At 69.4% G+C, this 15372-nt stretch carries 19 protein-coding genes, 1 tRNA gene and 1 pseudogene; 15 read left to right on the top strand and 6 right to left on the bottom strand.

Going from position 1 to position 15372, the window contains the following annotated elements; translation table 11 throughout:
* Positions 1–131: 131 nt before the first annotated feature.
* The 7 genes and pseudogenes from ACN9M0_RS13065 to ACN9M0_RS13035 all read left to right on the top strand — a co-directional run bounded on the left by ACN9M0_RS13065 (position 132) and on the right by ACN9M0_RS13035 (position 5266).
* A complete protein-coding gene (locus tag ACN9M0_RS13065; RefSeq protein WP_366036667.1) occupies positions 132–1568 on the top strand; it encodes an amino acid permease in 1437 nt (478 codons plus the stop codon).
* 84 nt (positions 1569–1652) lie between these two features.
* Complete coding sequence (locus tag ACN9M0_RS13060; RefSeq protein ID WP_366036668.1) at positions 1653–2078, top strand: M67 family metallopeptidase; 426 nt, start codon at positions 1653–1655, stop codon at positions 2076–2078.
* Between the two features lie 219 nt (positions 2079–2297).
* A complete protein-coding gene (locus tag ACN9M0_RS13055; RefSeq protein WP_426403631.1) occupies positions 2298–3377 on the top strand; it encodes an RNA-guided endonuclease InsQ/TnpB family protein in 1080 nt (359 codons plus the stop codon).
* A 162-nt stretch (positions 3378–3539) separates the two neighbouring features.
* A pseudogene (locus tag ACN9M0_RS13050) lies at positions 3540–3698 on the top strand (diguanylate cyclase); the annotation flags it as partial.
* Between the two features lie 114 nt (positions 3699–3812).
* The gene (locus tag ACN9M0_RS13045; RefSeq protein ID WP_366036670.1) at positions 3813–3941 is read left to right on the top strand and encodes a putative leader peptide; all 129 of its coding nucleotides are present in this window, start codon (positions 3813–3815) and stop codon (positions 3939–3941) included.
* 90 nt (positions 3942–4031) lie between these two features.
* Positions 4032–4310: a MoaD/ThiS family protein gene (locus tag ACN9M0_RS13040; protein WP_318210021.1), complete on the top strand. Its 279-nt coding sequence runs from the start codon at positions 4032–4034 to the stop codon at positions 4308–4310.
* A 5-nt stretch (positions 4311–4315) separates the two neighbouring features.
* A complete protein-coding gene (locus tag ACN9M0_RS13035) occupies positions 4316–5266 on the top strand; it encodes a PLP-dependent cysteine synthase family protein (RefSeq protein ID WP_426403630.1) in 951 nt (316 codons plus the stop codon).
* Positions 5267–5313: 47 nt separating this feature from the next.
* On the opposite strand, the gene ACN9M0_RS13030 is transcribed toward ACN9M0_RS13035, so the two are convergent.
* The gene (locus ACN9M0_RS13030; protein WP_366036672.1) at positions 5314–5826 is read right to left on the bottom strand and encodes a type II toxin-antitoxin system PemK/MazF family toxin; all 513 of its coding nucleotides are present in this window, start codon (positions 5824–5826) and stop codon (positions 5314–5316) included.
* A gap of 203 nt (positions 5827–6029) precedes the next feature.
* On the opposite strand from ACN9M0_RS13030, the gene ACN9M0_RS13025 reads away from it, so the two are divergent.
* Positions 6030–6782, top strand: a complete 753-nt coding sequence (locus ACN9M0_RS13025) for an MBL fold metallo-hydrolase (RefSeq protein WP_366036674.1) — start codon at positions 6030–6032, stop codon at positions 6780–6782.
* Between the two features lie 102 nt (positions 6783–6884).
* On the opposite strand, the gene ACN9M0_RS13020 is transcribed toward ACN9M0_RS13025, so the two are convergent.
* Both ACN9M0_RS13020 and ACN9M0_RS13015 read right to left on the bottom strand, forming a co-directional pair.
* Complete coding sequence (locus tag ACN9M0_RS13020; RefSeq protein WP_366036675.1) at positions 6885–8150, bottom strand: PTS transporter subunit EIIC; 1266 nt, start codon at positions 8148–8150, stop codon at positions 6885–6887.
* Positions 8151–8437: 287 nt separating this feature from the next.
* Positions 8438–9745 carry a PTS transporter subunit EIIC gene (locus ACN9M0_RS13015; RefSeq protein ID WP_366036676.1) on the bottom strand — a complete coding sequence of 436 codons (1308 nt, stop codon included), beginning with the start codon at positions 9743–9745 and terminating at the stop codon, positions 8438–8440.
* A 196-nt stretch (positions 9746–9941) separates the two neighbouring features.
* Between ACN9M0_RS13015 and ACN9M0_RS13010 the strand changes: the two genes are divergently transcribed.
* From ACN9M0_RS13010 to rdgB, 4 genes are all read left to right on the top strand, one after another.
* Positions 9942–10214 (top strand): PTS glucose/sucrose transporter subunit IIB, encoded by a 273-nt coding sequence (locus tag ACN9M0_RS13010; protein ID WP_366036788.1) that lies wholly within the window; start codon positions 9942–9944, stop codon positions 10212–10214.
* A gap of 76 nt (positions 10215–10290) precedes the next feature.
* On the top strand, positions 10291–11022 hold the full coding sequence (gene rph, locus ACN9M0_RS13005) for a ribonuclease PH (RefSeq protein ID WP_366036678.1): 732 nt from the start codon (positions 10291–10293) through the stop codon (positions 11020–11022).
* Positions 11023–11087: 65 nt separating this feature from the next.
* The gene (locus ACN9M0_RS13000) at positions 11088–11495 is read left to right on the top strand and encodes a hypothetical protein (RefSeq protein WP_366036679.1); all 408 of its coding nucleotides are present in this window, start codon (positions 11088–11090) and stop codon (positions 11493–11495) included.
* 61 nt (positions 11496–11556) lie between these two features.
* Entirely contained in the window at positions 11557–12165 is a 609-nt protein-coding gene (gene rdgB, locus ACN9M0_RS12995; protein WP_366036680.1) for an RdgB/HAM1 family non-canonical purine NTP pyrophosphatase, read from the top strand.
* 46 nt (positions 12166–12211) lie between these two features.
* Here the strand turns inward: rdgB and ACN9M0_RS12990 are convergent.
* Positions 12212–12298: transfer RNA gene (locus ACN9M0_RS12990), tRNA-Leu, on the bottom strand.
* A gap of 148 nt (positions 12299–12446) precedes the next feature.
* Complete coding sequence (locus ACN9M0_RS12985; protein ID WP_366036681.1) at positions 12447–13205, bottom strand: DeoR/GlpR family DNA-binding transcription regulator; 759 nt, start codon at positions 13203–13205, stop codon at positions 12447–12449.
* Between the two features lie 49 nt (positions 13206–13254).
* Here ACN9M0_RS12985 and ACN9M0_RS12980 point away from each other — a divergent pair, with 49 nt between their 5' ends.
* Positions 13255–13641 carry a DUF4406 domain-containing protein gene (locus tag ACN9M0_RS12980; RefSeq protein ID WP_426403629.1) on the top strand — a complete coding sequence of 129 codons (387 nt, stop codon included), beginning with the start codon at positions 13255–13257 and terminating at the stop codon, positions 13639–13641.
* Entirely contained in the window at positions 13638–14324 is a 687-nt protein-coding gene (locus ACN9M0_RS12975; RefSeq protein ID WP_366036683.1) for an NUDIX domain-containing protein, read from the top strand. The genes ACN9M0_RS12980 and ACN9M0_RS12975 overlap by 4 nt, the downstream gene beginning before the upstream one ends.
* A gap of 78 nt (positions 14325–14402) precedes the next feature.
* Here ACN9M0_RS12975 and bcp read toward each other — a convergent pair whose 3' ends face one another.
* Positions 14403–14870 (bottom strand): thioredoxin-dependent thiol peroxidase, encoded by a 468-nt coding sequence (gene bcp, locus ACN9M0_RS12970; RefSeq protein ID WP_366036684.1) that lies wholly within the window; start codon positions 14868–14870, stop codon positions 14403–14405.
* Between the two features lie 147 nt (positions 14871–15017).
* On the opposite strand from bcp, the gene ACN9M0_RS12965 reads away from it, so the two are divergent.
* Positions 15018–15338: a DUF3618 domain-containing protein gene (locus tag ACN9M0_RS12965; RefSeq protein ID WP_366036685.1), complete on the top strand. Its 321-nt coding sequence runs from the start codon at positions 15018–15020 to the stop codon at positions 15336–15338.
* Positions 15339–15372 lie beyond the last annotated feature (34 nt).

Genomic DNA, 15372 nt, shown 5'->3' with positions numbered 1-15372 from the left:
CCCTGTTCCCGAGGGCGCTTGGACCGGCTGACCGCCGGTAGCACTCCATCCACATCCGGGGGGATCAGGATCTGATCCGCAGCAGACGCACTCGCAGTCGCGCGGATCAGCATGGAGAAAGGCGCACCACCATGACCTCAGTGCAGGTCGACAAGCAGCATGACGGCAATGAGGCCGCGGACTCCGCCACGGGCGAGGGTTACCACCGCGCACTCGGCGCCCGCCAGATCCAGATGATCGCGATCGGCGGCGCCATCGGCACCGGGCTCTTCCTCGGTGCGGGCAAGGGCATCTCCATCGCGGGACCGAGCCTGATCCTCGCGTACGCCATCGCGGGCCTCGTCATCTTCTTCATCATGCGGGCGCTCGGCGAGCTCCTCATGTACCGCCCGGTGTCGGGCTCCTTCTCGGAGTACGCGCGCGAGTTCATCGGCCCGTTCGCGGGCTTCGCGACCGGATGGACGTACTGGCTCTTCTGGGTCGTCACCGGCATCACCGAGGTCACCGCCGCGGCGACCTACATGACGTACTGGTGGGACATCCCGCAGTGGCTCTCCGCCCTCGTCTTCACCGTGATCCTCTACGGCGCCAACCTGATCTCCGTGAAGCTCTTCGGTGAGCTGGAGTTCTGGTTCTCCATGGTCAAGGTCACCGCCATCGTCGGCATGATCCTGATCTGCGCCGGCATCCTCACCCTCGGCTTCTCCGACGCCGGCGACACCGCCTCCGTCACCCACCTCTGGGACCTCGGCGGCTTCTTCGCCGGCGAGAACGGCATCGGCTCGACGCTGATGACCCTCCAGATGGTCATGTTCGCCTTCCTCGCGGTCGAGCTGGTCGGCGTCACGGCGGGCGAGTCCAAGGACCCGAAGACGGTCCTGCCGAAGGCGATCAACACCGTGCCGTGGCGCATCGCCGTCTTCTACGTCGGCGCGCTGATCATGATCCTTTCGGTCGTCCCGTGGACCGCGTTCAAGCCGGGCGTCAGCCCCTTCGTCGAGGCCTTCGAGAAGATGGGCCTCGGCATCGGCGCCGCGATCGTCAACTTCGTCGTCCTCACGGCCGCCCTGTCGTCCTGCAACTCGGGCATGTACTCCACCGGCCGCATGCTGCGCGACCTCGCGCTCAACGGCCAGGGCCCGAAGGTCTTCACCAAGCTGACCAGGTCCGGCACCCCGCTCGTCGGCACCACGGTCTCCGCCGCGCTGATGATGGTCGGCGTCTGGATCAACTACCAGTGGCCCGGCGAGGCGTTCAACTACGTCGTCTCCTTCGCCACCATCTCCGGCATGTGGGCCTGGATCGTCATCCTCATCTGCCAGATCCGCTACCGGCTCAAGGCCGACCGGGGCGAGCTGCCCCAGTCCTCCTTCAAGGCGCCCGGCGGCATCTGGTTCAGCGTCTTCTCGCTCGCCTTCATCGGCATGGTGATCGTGACCATGGGCATGGACAAGGACAACCGGGTCGCGCTGTACGGCGCGCCGGTGTGGGGCCTGGTCCTCGCCGTCTCCTACCTGGTCCTCAAGGCCCGCAACCCCCAGGGCGCCTCCTTCGTCAAGCGCGCCTGACGCTCTGACCTGCTCGGTCTCACCATTCGGGCCGTTCCGTACCATCCATCGGTACGGAACGGCCCGTCTGCTTATCCTGTCGGCATGCTGACCATCACCCGGGCCCTGTACGACCAGATCGTGGCGCACTCCCGCGCGGACCACCCCGACGAGGCCTGCGGCGTCGTCGCGGGCCCGGTCGGCGAGGGCCGCCCGGAGCGCTTCATCCCGATGCTGAACGCGGCGCGCTCGCCCACCTTCTACGAGTTCGACTCCGGCGATCTGCTGAAGCTCTACCGCGAGATGGACGACCGGGACGAGGAGCCCGTGATCATCTACCACTCGCACACCGCGACCGAGGCCTACCCGTCCCGTACGGACATCTCGTACGCGAACGAGCCGCAGGCCCACTACGTCCTCGTCTCCACCGCCGACACCGACGGCGCCGGCCCCTTCCAGTTCCGCTCCTACACGATCGTCGAAGGCGTCGTCACGGAGGAAGAGGTCAAGGTCGTCGAGGCCTACGAGTAGGACGTCGTCCGGAAGCGCGCCAGGTAGGCGGAGGGCGTCACCCCGAAATGCCGGGCGAACGCCCTCCGCAGGCTCTCGTCGCTGCCGAGCCCGCTCCGCGCCGCCTCCACCCGTACCCGCTCCAGACTGCTGTCGGGCGCCAGTTCGATAGGTCATGTGTTCTGGTGGCGGTGAGCAGACTTCGCCCGTCCTCGGGCGAGGGTCCGTAGCGTCGGTGCCATGAAGTTGGTGGTGCGGGTGAAGCTGCTGCCGACGCCTGAGCAGGCGGTGGCCCTCGAAGCGACCCTGCGTGCCTGCAACGAGGCGGCTAGCTGGCTCTCGGTCCGGGCGTTCGAGGGCGGCCGTACTTCGCGGGCCGCGCTTCAGGCGCTGGAGTATGCGGAGCTGAAGGCGCGGGGGCTGTCGGCGCAGCCCGCGCTGCATGTGCTGCGGAAGGTCGCGGACGCGTACACCACCCCGAGGGCGAACCTGAAGGCCGGGAACCTCGGCAGGCGCGGTTCGAAGCGCTACGGCAACGCGACCGGGAAGCCGGTCGCGTTCCGGCCGGATGCGGCGCATCCCTTCGACGACCGATGTCTGTCCTGGCAGTTGGACGAGCGCACGGTTTCGATCTGGACGACGTCCGGGCGGATGAAGGGCCTCGCCTTCACGGGTCAGGCCGAACAGTTGGCGGCTCTCGCCTTGTATCGGCAGGGCGAGTCCGATCTGCTCTGCCAGGGCGGGCAGTGGTACCTGCTGGCGACTTGCGAGGTTCCGGAGGCTGCTCTCAACACCGCTCCCGACGGATTCGCGGGGGTGGATCTGGGCATCGTGAACATCGCCACGACCTCCACAGGGTCCCGATACAGCGGCCGCCACCTGAACCGCCGGCGCGACGCTGATCGCCGGCTGCGCGCGAAGCTGCAGAGGAAGGGCACGAGGTCCGCCAAGCGGCGGGCGAAGCGGCTCGCGGGCAAGGAAGCCCGCCGGGCCCGGGACATCAACCACAAGATCAGCAAGTCCATCGTGGCGGAGGCTCAACGCACCGGTCGAGGGATCGCCCTGGAAGACCTCACGGGCATCCGCGAACGGGTACGGCTATGCAAGCCCCAACGCGTCACGCTGCATTCCTGGTCCTTCCATGAGCTCGGTCCCTTCATCGCCTACAAGGCGAAGCGGGCTGGAGTCCCGGTGGTGTACGTCGACGCCGCGTACACCAGCCAGGAATGCTCCCGCTGTCGCCACGTCGACCGGCGCAACGGCCTTCGCAGGCCGTGTTCGCATGCCAGGCCTGCGGCTTCGTTGAGCACGCGGACGTGAACTCGTCCCACAACATCGCCGCCCGCGGCTGGTGGACGTGGGTCCGCGGGGCCGAGTCAACGGCCCCTGTCCTCTCGCTCACCGCGTAGAGGCTTGGACGCAGCCGGGTGTCGTCGAAGCCATCGACGATCCCGAGCCGCAAGCCTGGGTGCACAGCCCAGGTGGTTGACGCGCCGCATCCTGGCCGCCTTCGCGGAGGGCGTCTCGCCGAAGCCGGACACCACCTTCGGCAACGTCAAGGCCGACGTCCTGCGGCATTTCGTGCCCGGTTTCGTCCCCGGGGACCTCGTGACGACGATCCAGGACTCCTCCTGGCCCGAGTGGCGCACTCGCTCCGCTTGCTCTCTACCTGCAAGGTCCGCCAGTCGGTCAGAAATCATCCACGATGTGAGATCACATTCCGAAACCCGGACCGGGAATCGATACGATGAGCCCATGGTTTCCCACGACGTGAGCGAAGAGACTCCGAGCACCACCGTGCTCGTCGCACGCCTGCACGTCGACCTGTGCCGCCTCGCCAGCGCGATCTGTACCTCACGCCGTACCGCACGCGCTGCGCTCTGAGCGACCGGCCGAGCGCCCTCACCGTACGACCCCTTCGCGCGGGGCCACAGAAGCGCGCCCATCACGCCACTTCCGACAGGAGCCCACGCCATGGCCATCGAGGTCCGCATCCCGACCATCCTCCGCACCTACACCGACGGCCAGAAGGCCGTCGAGGGCAGCGGCGGCACCCTCGCCGAGCTCTTCGCCGACCTGGAGTCCCGCCACACCGGGATCGAGGCCCGCATCGTCGACGAGGGCAAGCTCCGCCGCTTCGTCAACGTCTACCTCAACGACGAGGACGTCCGCTTCCTCGACGGCATCGACACCAAGCTCACCGACGGCGACAACGTCACGATCCTGCCGGCCGTCGCCGGCGGCATGGTCTGATCCACATGCGCTACGACTCCTCGCTGGCCGCGGTCGGCAACACGCCGCTGGTCCGCCTCCCCCGGCTTTCGCCCTCGGACGACGTCCGCATCTGGGCGAAGCTGGAGGACCGCAACCCCACCGGCTCGGTCAAGGACCGCCCCGCGCTCCACATGATCGAGCAGGCGGAGAAGGACGGCCGGCTCACCCCCGGCTGCACCATCCTGGAGCCGACCAGCGGCAACACCGGCATCTCCCTCGCCATGGCCGCCAAGCTCAAGGGCTACCGCATCGTCTGCGTCATGCCCGAGAACACCAGCGAGGAGCGGCGTCAGCTGCTCGCCATGTGGGGCGCCGAGATCATCTCGTCCCCCGCGGCAGGCGGCTCGAACACGGCCGTACGCGTCGCCAAGGAGATCGCCGCCGAGAACCCGACCTGGGTGATGCTCTACCAGTACGGGAACCCCGACAACGCCGGTGCGCACTACGCCACCACCGGCCCCGAGATCCTCGCCGACCTCCCCTCGATCACCCACTTCGTCGCCGGCCTCGGCACGACGGGCACGCTCATGGGCGTCGGCCGCTACCTCCGGGAGCACAAGCCCGACGTCAAGATCGTCGCCGCCGAACCGCGCTACGACGACCTCGTCTACGGCCTGCGCAACCTCGACGAGGGCTTCGTGCCCGAGCTGTACGACGCCTCCGTCCTCACCACCCGCTTCTCGGTCGGCTCCGTCGACGCCGTCACCCGCACCCGCGAACTCCTCCAGCAGGAGGGCATCTTCGCGGGCGTCTCCACCGGCGCAGCCCTCCACGCGGCCATCGGCGTCGGCAACAAGGCGGTCAAGGCCGGCGAGAGCGCCGACATCGCCTTCGTCGTCGCCGACGGCGGCTGGAAGTACCTGTCGACCGGCCTCTACACGGCCAAGACGACGGAAGAAGCGATCGAAACGGTCCAGGGCCAGCTCTGGGCGTAGCCCCGTAGCCCCCCCGTAGCTCCGTCGCGCCTCAGGCGCTCAGGCGCTCAGTGCGCGAGATGGCGGACCTGGTCCCACACGACCGGGTCCGCCTCTCCCACTCTCCGGCGGAAGTCACCCATCGGCACCTCCCGCAGCTCGTCCGTCTCCAGGAAGCTCGGCCGCCCCTGCGCGTCGCCCACCGCCCCCGGCGGCAGCGCGATCACCCCCGGCCGCTCGTCGTGGTACTTGCTGGTGATCTTGGCGACGAGCGCGCTGTCCCCCCGTACCACGAGCACCAGACAGGGCCGGTCCTTCGACCCCGGCCCGTCCTCGAAGGGCACGTCCGCCCACCAGATCTCCGCCGCCCTCGGCGGCCGGCCCGGAGCCCGCCGGGGCCCCTCGGGCCGCCGCTGCGGACGCGCCGTCGGACGGGCCGGCGGCCGGGTCCGGCCGGCGGGCCTCCGCTTCGAACGCTTCCACCCTCCCCCAGACTTCGTCCGGGGGGACCCCCAGGCGAGCGCCACCACCAGTGCGATCACCACGACCGCGACCAGCGCGGGCCACCACGACGTGTCCATACCTCAAGACCGTACCGGCGCGCGGTTCACTTCGCCGTAGCGCCCCGCCATCCATCCGAACCGGTGACAGAGCCCGTGAGTTCGCCCACAACGGGCCACCACGAAGGAGCGACAGGCCCGGGTGCGCCTTACGCTCGACAGACCGCACAGCCTCCCCTCCCTCAGCGCGCTTTCCCGCACCCGTCCACGGAGGTTCACGCTCCATGAAGCTCACCGTCGTCGGCTGCTCGGGGTCGTTCCCGTCCGCGGACTCGGCCTGTTCGAGCTACCTCGTCGAGGCCGACGGCTTCCGGCTGCTCCTCGACATGGGCAACGGCGCCCTGGGCGAGCTGCAGCGACACATCGGTCTGTACGACCTGGACGCGATCTTCCTCAGCCACCTGCACGCGGACCACTGCATCGACATGTGCGGGTACTTCGTCGCCCGCTACTACCGGCACGAGGGCGGGCGCTGCGACGCGCTCCCCGTCTACGCGCCGGAGGGCGCCGAGCAGCGGCTGACCACGGCGTACGCCGACACGCCCTCCGCCACGTCGATGAGCGAGGTCTTCGACTTCCACACGCTGACCTCGGGCAGCTTCGAGATCGGCCCGTTCTCCGTCCGTACGGAGAAGGTGTGCCACCCGGTCGAGGCGTTCGGCATCCGGGTCGAGCACGGCGGCCGTTCGCTCACGTACTCCGGGGACACCGGGGTCTGCGAGGCGCTGCACGACCTCGCCGACGGCACCGACCTCTTCCTCTGCGAGGCCTCCTTCACCCACGGCAAGGAGGAGGTCCCGGACCTCCACCTCAACGGCCGGGAGGCCGGCGCGCACGCGACCCGCGCGGGGGTGGGCCGCCTGGTGCTCACCCACATCCCGCCGTGGACGGACGGCGAGCGGAACCTGACGGACGCGCGCGAGGTGTACGCGGGGCCGTCGGAGCTGGCGCGGCCGGGAGCGGTGTACGAGATCTGAGTCCTCGTACGGACAACGGGGAAGGCCCCGGAACGTACGGACAACGGGGAAGGCCCCGGAACCTGGACGGTTCCGGGGCCTTCCCTCGTGTACGGGCGGGGCTCACGCCTTGGTGAGGTCCTCGATCTCCTCGTCGGGCTCGCGGCCCGGGGTGGGGAGGTTGAACTTGGTGATCGCGAAGCGGAAGACCACGTAGTAGATCGCCGCGAAGACAAGACCGATCGGGATGATCAGCCAGGGCTTGGTCGAGAGGTTCCAGTTCAGGCCGTAGTCGATCAGGCCGGCGGAGAAGGTGAAGCCCGCGTGGACACCGAAGGCCCAGGTGACGGCCATGGACACGGCGGTCAGGACCGCGTGGATCGCGTACAGGACCGGCGCGATGAACATGAAGGTGAACTCGATCGGCTCCGTGATGCCGGTGACGAAGGAGGTCAGCGCGAGGGACACCATCATGCCCATGACGGCCTTGCGGCGCTCGGGGCGAGCGGAGTGGGCGATGGCGATCGCGGCGGCCGGGAGGCCGAACATCATGATCGGGAAGAAGCCCGACATGAAGATTCCGGCGCTCGGGTCACCGGCGAAGAAGCGGTTCAGGTCACCGTGGACGACCTCGCCGGCGGCGTTGGTGAAGTCGCCGATCTGGAACCAGGAGACGGTGTTCACGAACTGGTGCATGCCGACGGGGATCAGCGCGCGGTTGATGAGGCCGAAGAGGCCGGCGCCACCGGCGCCGAGGCCGGTCATCCACTCGCCGAAGCTGGAGATGCCCTCACCGATCGGCTCCCAGACCAGACCGAAGACGACGCCGACGGCGGTGCCGACGAAGGCCATGATGATCGGGACGAGACGGCGGCCGTTGAAGAAGCCGAGCCAGTCCACCAGCTTGGTGCGGTGGAACTTCTGCCACAGGACGGCGGAGATGAGGCCCATCAGGATGCCGCCGAGGACACCGGGGTTGTTGTACGTCGCGGCGACGTCGACACCCTTGTTGGCGGTCGTGTTGACGACGGCCTCGGTGATGGGGAAGGCCTTCAGCACGTTGCTGTAGACCAGGAAGCCGACGAGCGCGGCCAGGGCGGTGGAGCCGTCCGCCTTCTTGGCGAAGCCGATGGCGACGCCGATGCAGAAGAGCAGGGGCAGGTTGTCGAAGACCGCGCCGCCGGCGGTGGCGAAGACGGAAGCGACCTTGTCCCATCCGAAGCCGTCGGCGCCGAAGACGTCGGGCTGGCCGAGACGGAGCAAGATACCCGCGGCCGGCAGAACGGCGATCGGCAGCTGCAGGCTGCGACCGACCTTCTGCAGGCCCTGGAACAGGCCGGATCCGCGCTTCTTCGCGGGAGCGGCGGCCTGGGCGGTGGCCGTACTCATCAACTTCCTCCAGTAAGGCAAGGCGCCGCCAGAGGACAGTGAAAAGGGGGGACGGCGACGTCTCGTGGAACGCGGTGGTCTGGACCGCGTGGTCTACACCAATGAGTGGTGTAGACCAGTTGTAGCACGTGAGACTTAGATAAGGAACCTGCGAATTCTGTGCACTCGGCCATAGCTGGAAATGCACGACATAAGGCCTCCGGACCGTCAGGTCCAGGGGCCTTTCGTGCGCCTTACGAGGGGGCGAAAGCCTCGAAGCGGTCAGGCTGCGCCGCGTGGTCGCGGGGTCACTTGACGTTCTCCCGCTCGATCTCCTCCTCGATCTCCTCCGGCTCGCGGCCGGGCGTCGCGAGGTCGAACTTGACGATCGCGAACCTGAAGATCACGTAGTACACGACCGCGAACCCCAGGCCGATCGGAATGATCAGCCACGGCTTCGTCGCGAGGTTCCAGTTGATCACGTAGTCGATCAGGCCGGCCGAGAAGCTGAAACCGTCCTTCACGCCGAGCGCCCAGGTCAGCGCCATCGACACACCGGTCAGCACGGCGTGGATCGCGTACAGCAGCGGCGCGATGAAGAGGAACGAGTACTCGATCGGCTCGGTGATGCCGGTGACGAACGAGGTCAGGGCCACCGACAGCATCATGCCGCCGACCGCCTTGCGACGGTGCGGCTTCGCGGTGTGGGTGATCGCGAGCGCCGCGGCGGGCAGCGCGAACATCATGATCGGGAAGAAGCCCGTCAGGAACTGGCCGGCGTTCGGGTCGCCCGCGAGGAACATCGGGATGTCGCCGTGGACCACCCCGCCGCCCGGCTTCTCGTACGTGCCGAACTGGAACCAGATGGGCACGTTCAGGAACTGGTGCAGGCCGATGACGAGCAGGGCGCGGTTGGCGAGGCCGAAGATGCCCGAGCCCCAGGAGCCGAGTCCGACGAGCCAGTCGCTGAAGTTCTCCAGGGCGTCACCGATGGGCGGCCAGACCCACAGGCAGATCGCGGCGAACGCGATCGCCACGAACGTCATGATGATCGGGACGAGCCGGCGGCCGTTGAAGAACCCCAGCCAGTCGACGAGCTTCGTCCGGTGGTACCGCTGCCAGAACCAGGCGGCCATCAGGCCCATGACGATGCCGCCGAAGACGCCCGGGTTCTGGTACGTGTACCCACTGAAGGCCTGCTCGGGCGAGAGGCAGCCGCCGTTGATGTCCACCGTGCCCTTCGGACAGGTCTCGGGGAACTGGCGCAGCACGTTGTAGTAGACGAGGAAGCCGACCACGGCCGCCAGCGCGGTCGAGCCGTCCGACTTCTTGGCCATGCCGATCGCGACACCGATGCAGAACAGCAGGGGAAGGCCGAGATTGCCGTCGAGCAGCGCGCCACCGGCGCCCGCCATCACCTTCGCGACGTTGTCCCAGCCCAGACCTTCGGCGCCGAACACGTCGGGCTGTCCGAGGCGGTTGATGATGCCGGCGGCCGGGAGGACGGCGATGGGGAGCTGGAGGCTGCGGCCCATCTTCTGGAGACCCTGGAAGAGCCCGCCCCAGGACACGGACTTCTTGGGTTTCGGTGCGGCCGCAGCGCTGTCCGTACTCATCGGCGTCCTCCCTGCCCGGAACAAGCCGGGTCCGCATCTCGTTGCACACTGGTGTAGACCAGTTGCGATAGGCTCCGGGAGCCCGCTGAGGACAGGCCGCCGGTGATCGTCATCATTCGGCAGAACGGCTGCACTCGCTCGCGAAGTTGGGCCAACCGTGGGTTACCGTGACAAAGCGGACCACAGGTGCGCCGAGATTCGCGCTCGCGCGAACGGAACGGACAGGGAGAAACACATGGCCACCAAGGCTGAGAAGATCGTCGCCGGGCTCGGCGGCATCGACAACATCGAAGAGGTCGAAGGCTGCATCACCCGCCTGCGCACCGAGGTCGTGGACGCCGCCCTCGTCGACGAGGCCGCCCTGAAGGCCGCCGGCGCCCACGGCGTCGTGAAGATGGGCACCGCCATCCAGGTCGTCATCGGCACCGACGCCGACCCGATCGCCGCGGAGATCGAAGACCTGATGTGAGCCACTGACTCACATCGACGAGGGCCCGTTCCGGCAGGGGAACGGGCCCTCCGTCATGTCCGGCTAGGCTCGTCCCATGTCTCGCATCGACGGCCGTACCCCCGAACAGCTCCGCCCCGTCACCATCGAACGCGGCTGGAGCAAGCACGCCGAGGGCTCCGTCCTCATCTCCTTCGGCGACACCAAGGTCTTCTGCACCGCCTCCGTCACCGAAGGCGTCCCGCGCTGGCGCAAGGGCAGCGGCGAAGGCTGGGTCACCGGTGAGTACTCCATGCTCCCCCGCGCCACCAACACCCGCGGCGACCGCGAATCCGTCCGCGGCAAGATCGGCGGCCGCACCCACGAGATCTCCCGCCTCATCGGCCGCTCGCTCCGCGCCGTCATCGACTACAAGGCCCTCGGCGAGAACACCATCGTCCTCGACTGCGACGTCCTCCAGGCCGACGGCGGCACCCGCACCGCCGCCATCACCGGCGCCTACGTCGCCCTCGCCGACGCCATCGCCTGGGCCCAGGGCAAGAAGCTGATCAAGGCCGGCCGCAAGCCCCTCACCGGCACCGTCGCCGCCGTCTCCGTCGGCATCGTCGACGGAGTCCCCCTCCTCGACCTCTGCTACGAGGAAGACGTCCGCGCCGACACCGACATGAACGTCGTCTGCACCGGCGACGGCCGCTTCGTCGAGGTCCAGGGCACCGCCGAGGCCGAGCCCTTCGACCGCAAGGAGCTCAACGCCCTCCTCGACCTCGCCTCCGGCGGCTGCGCCGAACTCGCCGAGATCCAGCGCAAGGCCCTCGAAGGAACCCTCTGACACCTCGCTGCGTCCTGACGGGCGGGCAGCCGGATACGATCCGAGCGCCCGCCCGTCCGCATGTCATGTACGTATCTGGGGGAGGACCCGCCTTGAAGCGCCGTCTCGCACTCGCCGTGGCCACGGCCGCCGCACTCGCCACCGTCCTGAGCGGCTGCGGAGCCCTCGACACCGCCATGGACTGCGTCAAGACCGCCGACGCGATAGCCACCTCCGTGAACAACCTCCAGCAGGCCGTCTCCAACGCCTCCAACGACGTGACCCAGATCGAGGAGTCCCTCGACTCCATCTCCACGGAACTGGGCAACCTCAAGAACACGACGGACAACGCCGACCTCTCGAAGGCCGTCGACGACCTGACCAAGGGCGTCGACTCCGTCCGCACGGCGGTCAAGAACGGCGACACGACCCCGGACATCACGCCGATCACCGACGCGGCGGGCGAGGTCGCCAAGGTCTGCACCCCGGGCTGAGCCCGCCCGCCCGGCCGCCCCGGTCAGCCGAGCCCGCTCGTCCGGCCCGGATAATCGGGGCATGACCCGACAGCGCCTGATCCTCGCCACCCGCAACGCGGGCAAGATCACCGAACTCCACGCGATCCTCGCCGACGCGGGCCTCGACCTCGAACTCGTCGGCGCGGACGCGTACCCCGACGTGCCCGACGTCAAGGAAACGGGCGTCACCTTCGCGGAGAACGCCCTCCTCAAGGCCCACGCCCTCGCCCAGGCCACCGGCCTCCCGGCCGTCGCCGACGACTCCGGCCTCTGCGTCGACGTCCTCAACGGCGCCCCCGGCATCTTCTCCGCCCGCTGGGCAGGCGCCCACGGCGACGACCGCGCGAACCTCGACCTGCTCCTGGCCCAACTCTCGGACATCGCGGACGAGCACCGAGGCGCCCACTTCGCCTGCGCGGCGGCCCTGGCGCTCCCGGACGGCACGGAGCGAGTGGTCGAGGGCCGCATGGAGGGCGTGTTGCGCCACACCCCCGTCGGCACGAACGGCTTCGGCTACGACCCGATCCTCCAGCCGAAGGGCCACGAGGTGACCTGCGCGGAACTGACCCCGCAGGAGAAGAACGCGATCAGCCACCGGGGCAAGGCGTTCCGCGCGCTGGTGCCGGTGGCGCGGGAGTTGTTGGGCTGAGGGGGGCGAGAAGAAGAAGAGCCGCCCCTGAGGGCGGCTCTTCGGGTGGTGCGGCCGATGGGACTCGAACCCACATGGGCGAAACGCCCAGAGGCACCTAAAACCTCCGCTTATACCATTCAGCAACGGCCGCGTGCACGGCCATCGTAGCGGTCGGCCGGTCCTTGTATGGGGTGTGCGCCGACGTCCCCCTCTGCGCCACGTGTCGGTGACCGCGTGGCAGTTGGGGCACGGTGACCGCAGGTTCTCCCCTCCCCGGTACGGATCTCGGGCCGGGCTCGTCAGGCGGACGTCAGGATCTCGATGTCGTGGGTCCTGAGCTGGTCGAGCAGGGGGGCGTCCGGGGCGGCGTCCGTGATCAGGCCCGTGATCTCCTCCCAGGGCAGGACGCGGAAGCGCGAGGCCGTGCCGAGCTTCTCGGAGGAGGCGAGGACGTACGTGTCCGCCGCCCGGGCCGCCAGGGCGCGCTTCATCGCGGCCTCCTCCGCGTCGCCCGTCGTCAGGCCCGCCTCGGGGTGCACCCCCGTGACGCCGAGCAGGCACAGGTCGGCGGAGACGTTCTGCGCGGCCTCGACCGCGGCGGCCCCGCACGCGACCGCCGAGTGCTTGAAGATGCGTCCGCCGAGCAGGAAGACCTCCGCCCGCGGATGGTCGAGCAGGGCCGCCGCGATCGTCGGACTGTGCGTGATCACGGTGCAGTCCAGGTCCTTCGGGAGCACCCGGGCGACGGCCAGTGCGGTGGTGCCGCCGTCGAGGATCACGGCGCCCCCGGGTCGTACCAGCCCGGCGGCCACCGCCGCGACCTTCCGTTTGCCGTCCGGGGCCACGGTCTGGCGGGCCCGGTAGTCGACCACGGCCGGCGACACGGGCAGCGCTCCGCCGTAGACCCGCTGGCACAGTCCCTCCGCCGCGAGGTCCCGCAGGTCGCGTCGCACGCTGTCCTCGGAGATCCCCAGCGCCGCCGCGACGTCCTTCGCGACGATCTTGCCCTCGCGGGCGAGCAGATCCAGCAGGTGGTCTCGCCGTTCGGCAGCCAGCATTCGCACTCTCTCCTGTTCTTGCACGTTTCTGCATGTATCGTAGCGCGCCATGACCGATGACAAGCCCATGCTCATCCTCATCGCCGGGCCCTACCGCTCCGGCACCGACGGCGACCCGCAGGCCATGGCCGCCAACCTCGCCCGCCTCGAAGGGGCCGCGTGGCCGGTCTTCGCGGCGGGGCACCTTCCCGTGATCGGGGAGTGGATCGCCCTGCCGGTCCTGCACTCGGCCGGCGCCGGACCCACCGACCCCCTCGCCGACCAGGTGCTGTACCCGGCCGCCGCGCGCCTCCTCGCCCACTGCGACGCCGTCCTGCGCCTGCCCGGCGAGTCCGCCGGCGCCGACCAGGACGTCGCCATCGCCCGCCGTCGCGGACTGCCCGTCTACGACGACGTCGCCCAGATCCCGCCCCGTACGCCGAGGGAGGCCGCGTGAGCCCCGGCCGCGACAAGGGCACTCCCGGCCTCGACGCCCCCGACCACCGCGGCCGCACCGGCCTCGACCGGGCCGGGCGCGGTCTGGACCGCAATCCCGATGTCGTCGTCCGTGACGTCGAGCTCACCTCCCGGGGCTGGCACGTCCTGCGCCGCACGACCTTCGACTACCGCCGCCGTGACGGGCGCCGGGTCACCCAGCAGCGCGAGACGTACGACCGGGGCAACGGCGCGGTCGTCCTGCCGTACGACACCGCGCGCGGCCGCGTCCTGCTGACCCGCCAGTTCCGCTATCCGGCCTACGTCAACGACCACCCCGACGGCATGCTCGTCGAGGCCGCCGCGGGGCTGCTCGACGCGGACGACCCGCCGTCCGCCGTCCGCCGCGAGAGCGCCGAGGAGCTCGGCGTCACCCTCGGGCCGCTCACCCACGTCCTCGACGCGTACATGAGCCCCGGGTCCGTCACCGAGCGCCTCCACTTCTTCGCCGCCCCCTACACCCCGGCCGACCGGACCGGGCCCGGCGGTGGACTGGAGGAGGACGGCGAGGACATCGAGGTCCTCGAACTGCCCTTCGCCGAGGCGCTCGCCATGACCCGGGACGGGCGCATCGTGGACGGGAAGACCATCCTGCTCCTGCAGTGGGCGGCCCTGGACGGCCCCTTCGCCCCCACCGTCGGCTGACCCGCGTCCGGGTGACTCGCCTCCGGCACGCCTGAGGCCCACCCCGGCCGGGGTGGGCCTCAGGGACGGCGAGGGGGCTCAGACGCCCAGGTCGCGGATGATCTTGGCGACGTGGCCGGTGGCCTTCACGTTGTAGAAGGCGTGCTCCACCTTGCCGTCCTCGTCGACGACGACGGTCGAGCGGATCACGCCCGTCACCACCTTGCCGTACAGCTTCTTCTCGCCGAAGGCGCCGTACGCCTCCAGGATCTCCTTCGACGGGTCCCCGACCAGCGTGACCTTCAGGTTCTCCTTCTCGCGGAACTTCGCGAGCTTCTCCGGCTTGTCGGGGGAGACGCCGATGACGTCGTAGCCGGCGGCCGCCAGCACGTCCAGGTTGTCGGTGAAGTCGCACGCCTGCTTGGTGCAGCCGGGCGTGAGCGCGGCCGGGTAGAAGTAGACGATGACCTTGCGGCCCTTGTGGTCCGCGAGGGAGACCTCGTTGCCGTCCGCGTCGGGAAGGGTGAAGGCGGGGGCGGTGTCGCCGGGCTGCAGTCGCTCGCTCATGGCTCTCCTCGGGAGTGTTCACGTACGCCTTCAGAGCCTAATGGGGGTCTGAGGCGCCCCTTCGGCGGCGGAGCTGACAGACTGTCCACAAGGACCGATCAACGACCGGATCACGACCACCCGGATCACGACTACGGAGGCAGCGCGGTGTCGGAGGCCAGGACCCCTGCGCAGATCGAGGCGGACATCGTCCGCCGGCGCGAGCAGCTCGCCGTCACTCTCGACGAGATCGGCATTCGGATGCATCCGAAGACGATCATCGGGGACGCCAAGGCCAAGGTCGCCTCGACGGTCGACCACACGGCCGGACGCGCCTTCGTCGCCGTCAACCGGGTCGTCTCGGACGTGAAGGCCCGCTTCACCCACGAGGACGGCGCGCCCCGCCTGGAGCGGGTCGTCCCGGCGGCCGTCGTGGCGCTCGTCGTCGTCGGGCTGATCGTCTCCTCCTCCCGGAGGAACAAGGCGTGACCCCTCCCGGCGACGGGCGACACGCCCGGGCAGG

Origin of the sequence: Streptomyces sp. R-07, from assembly GCF_049913175.1 — a bacterium.
In the GTDB taxonomy this organism is placed as follows: Bacteria; Actinomycetota; Actinomycetes; order Streptomycetales; family Streptomycetaceae; genus Streptomyces.
This window is presented reverse-complemented; position numbering and strand designations above follow the sequence as displayed.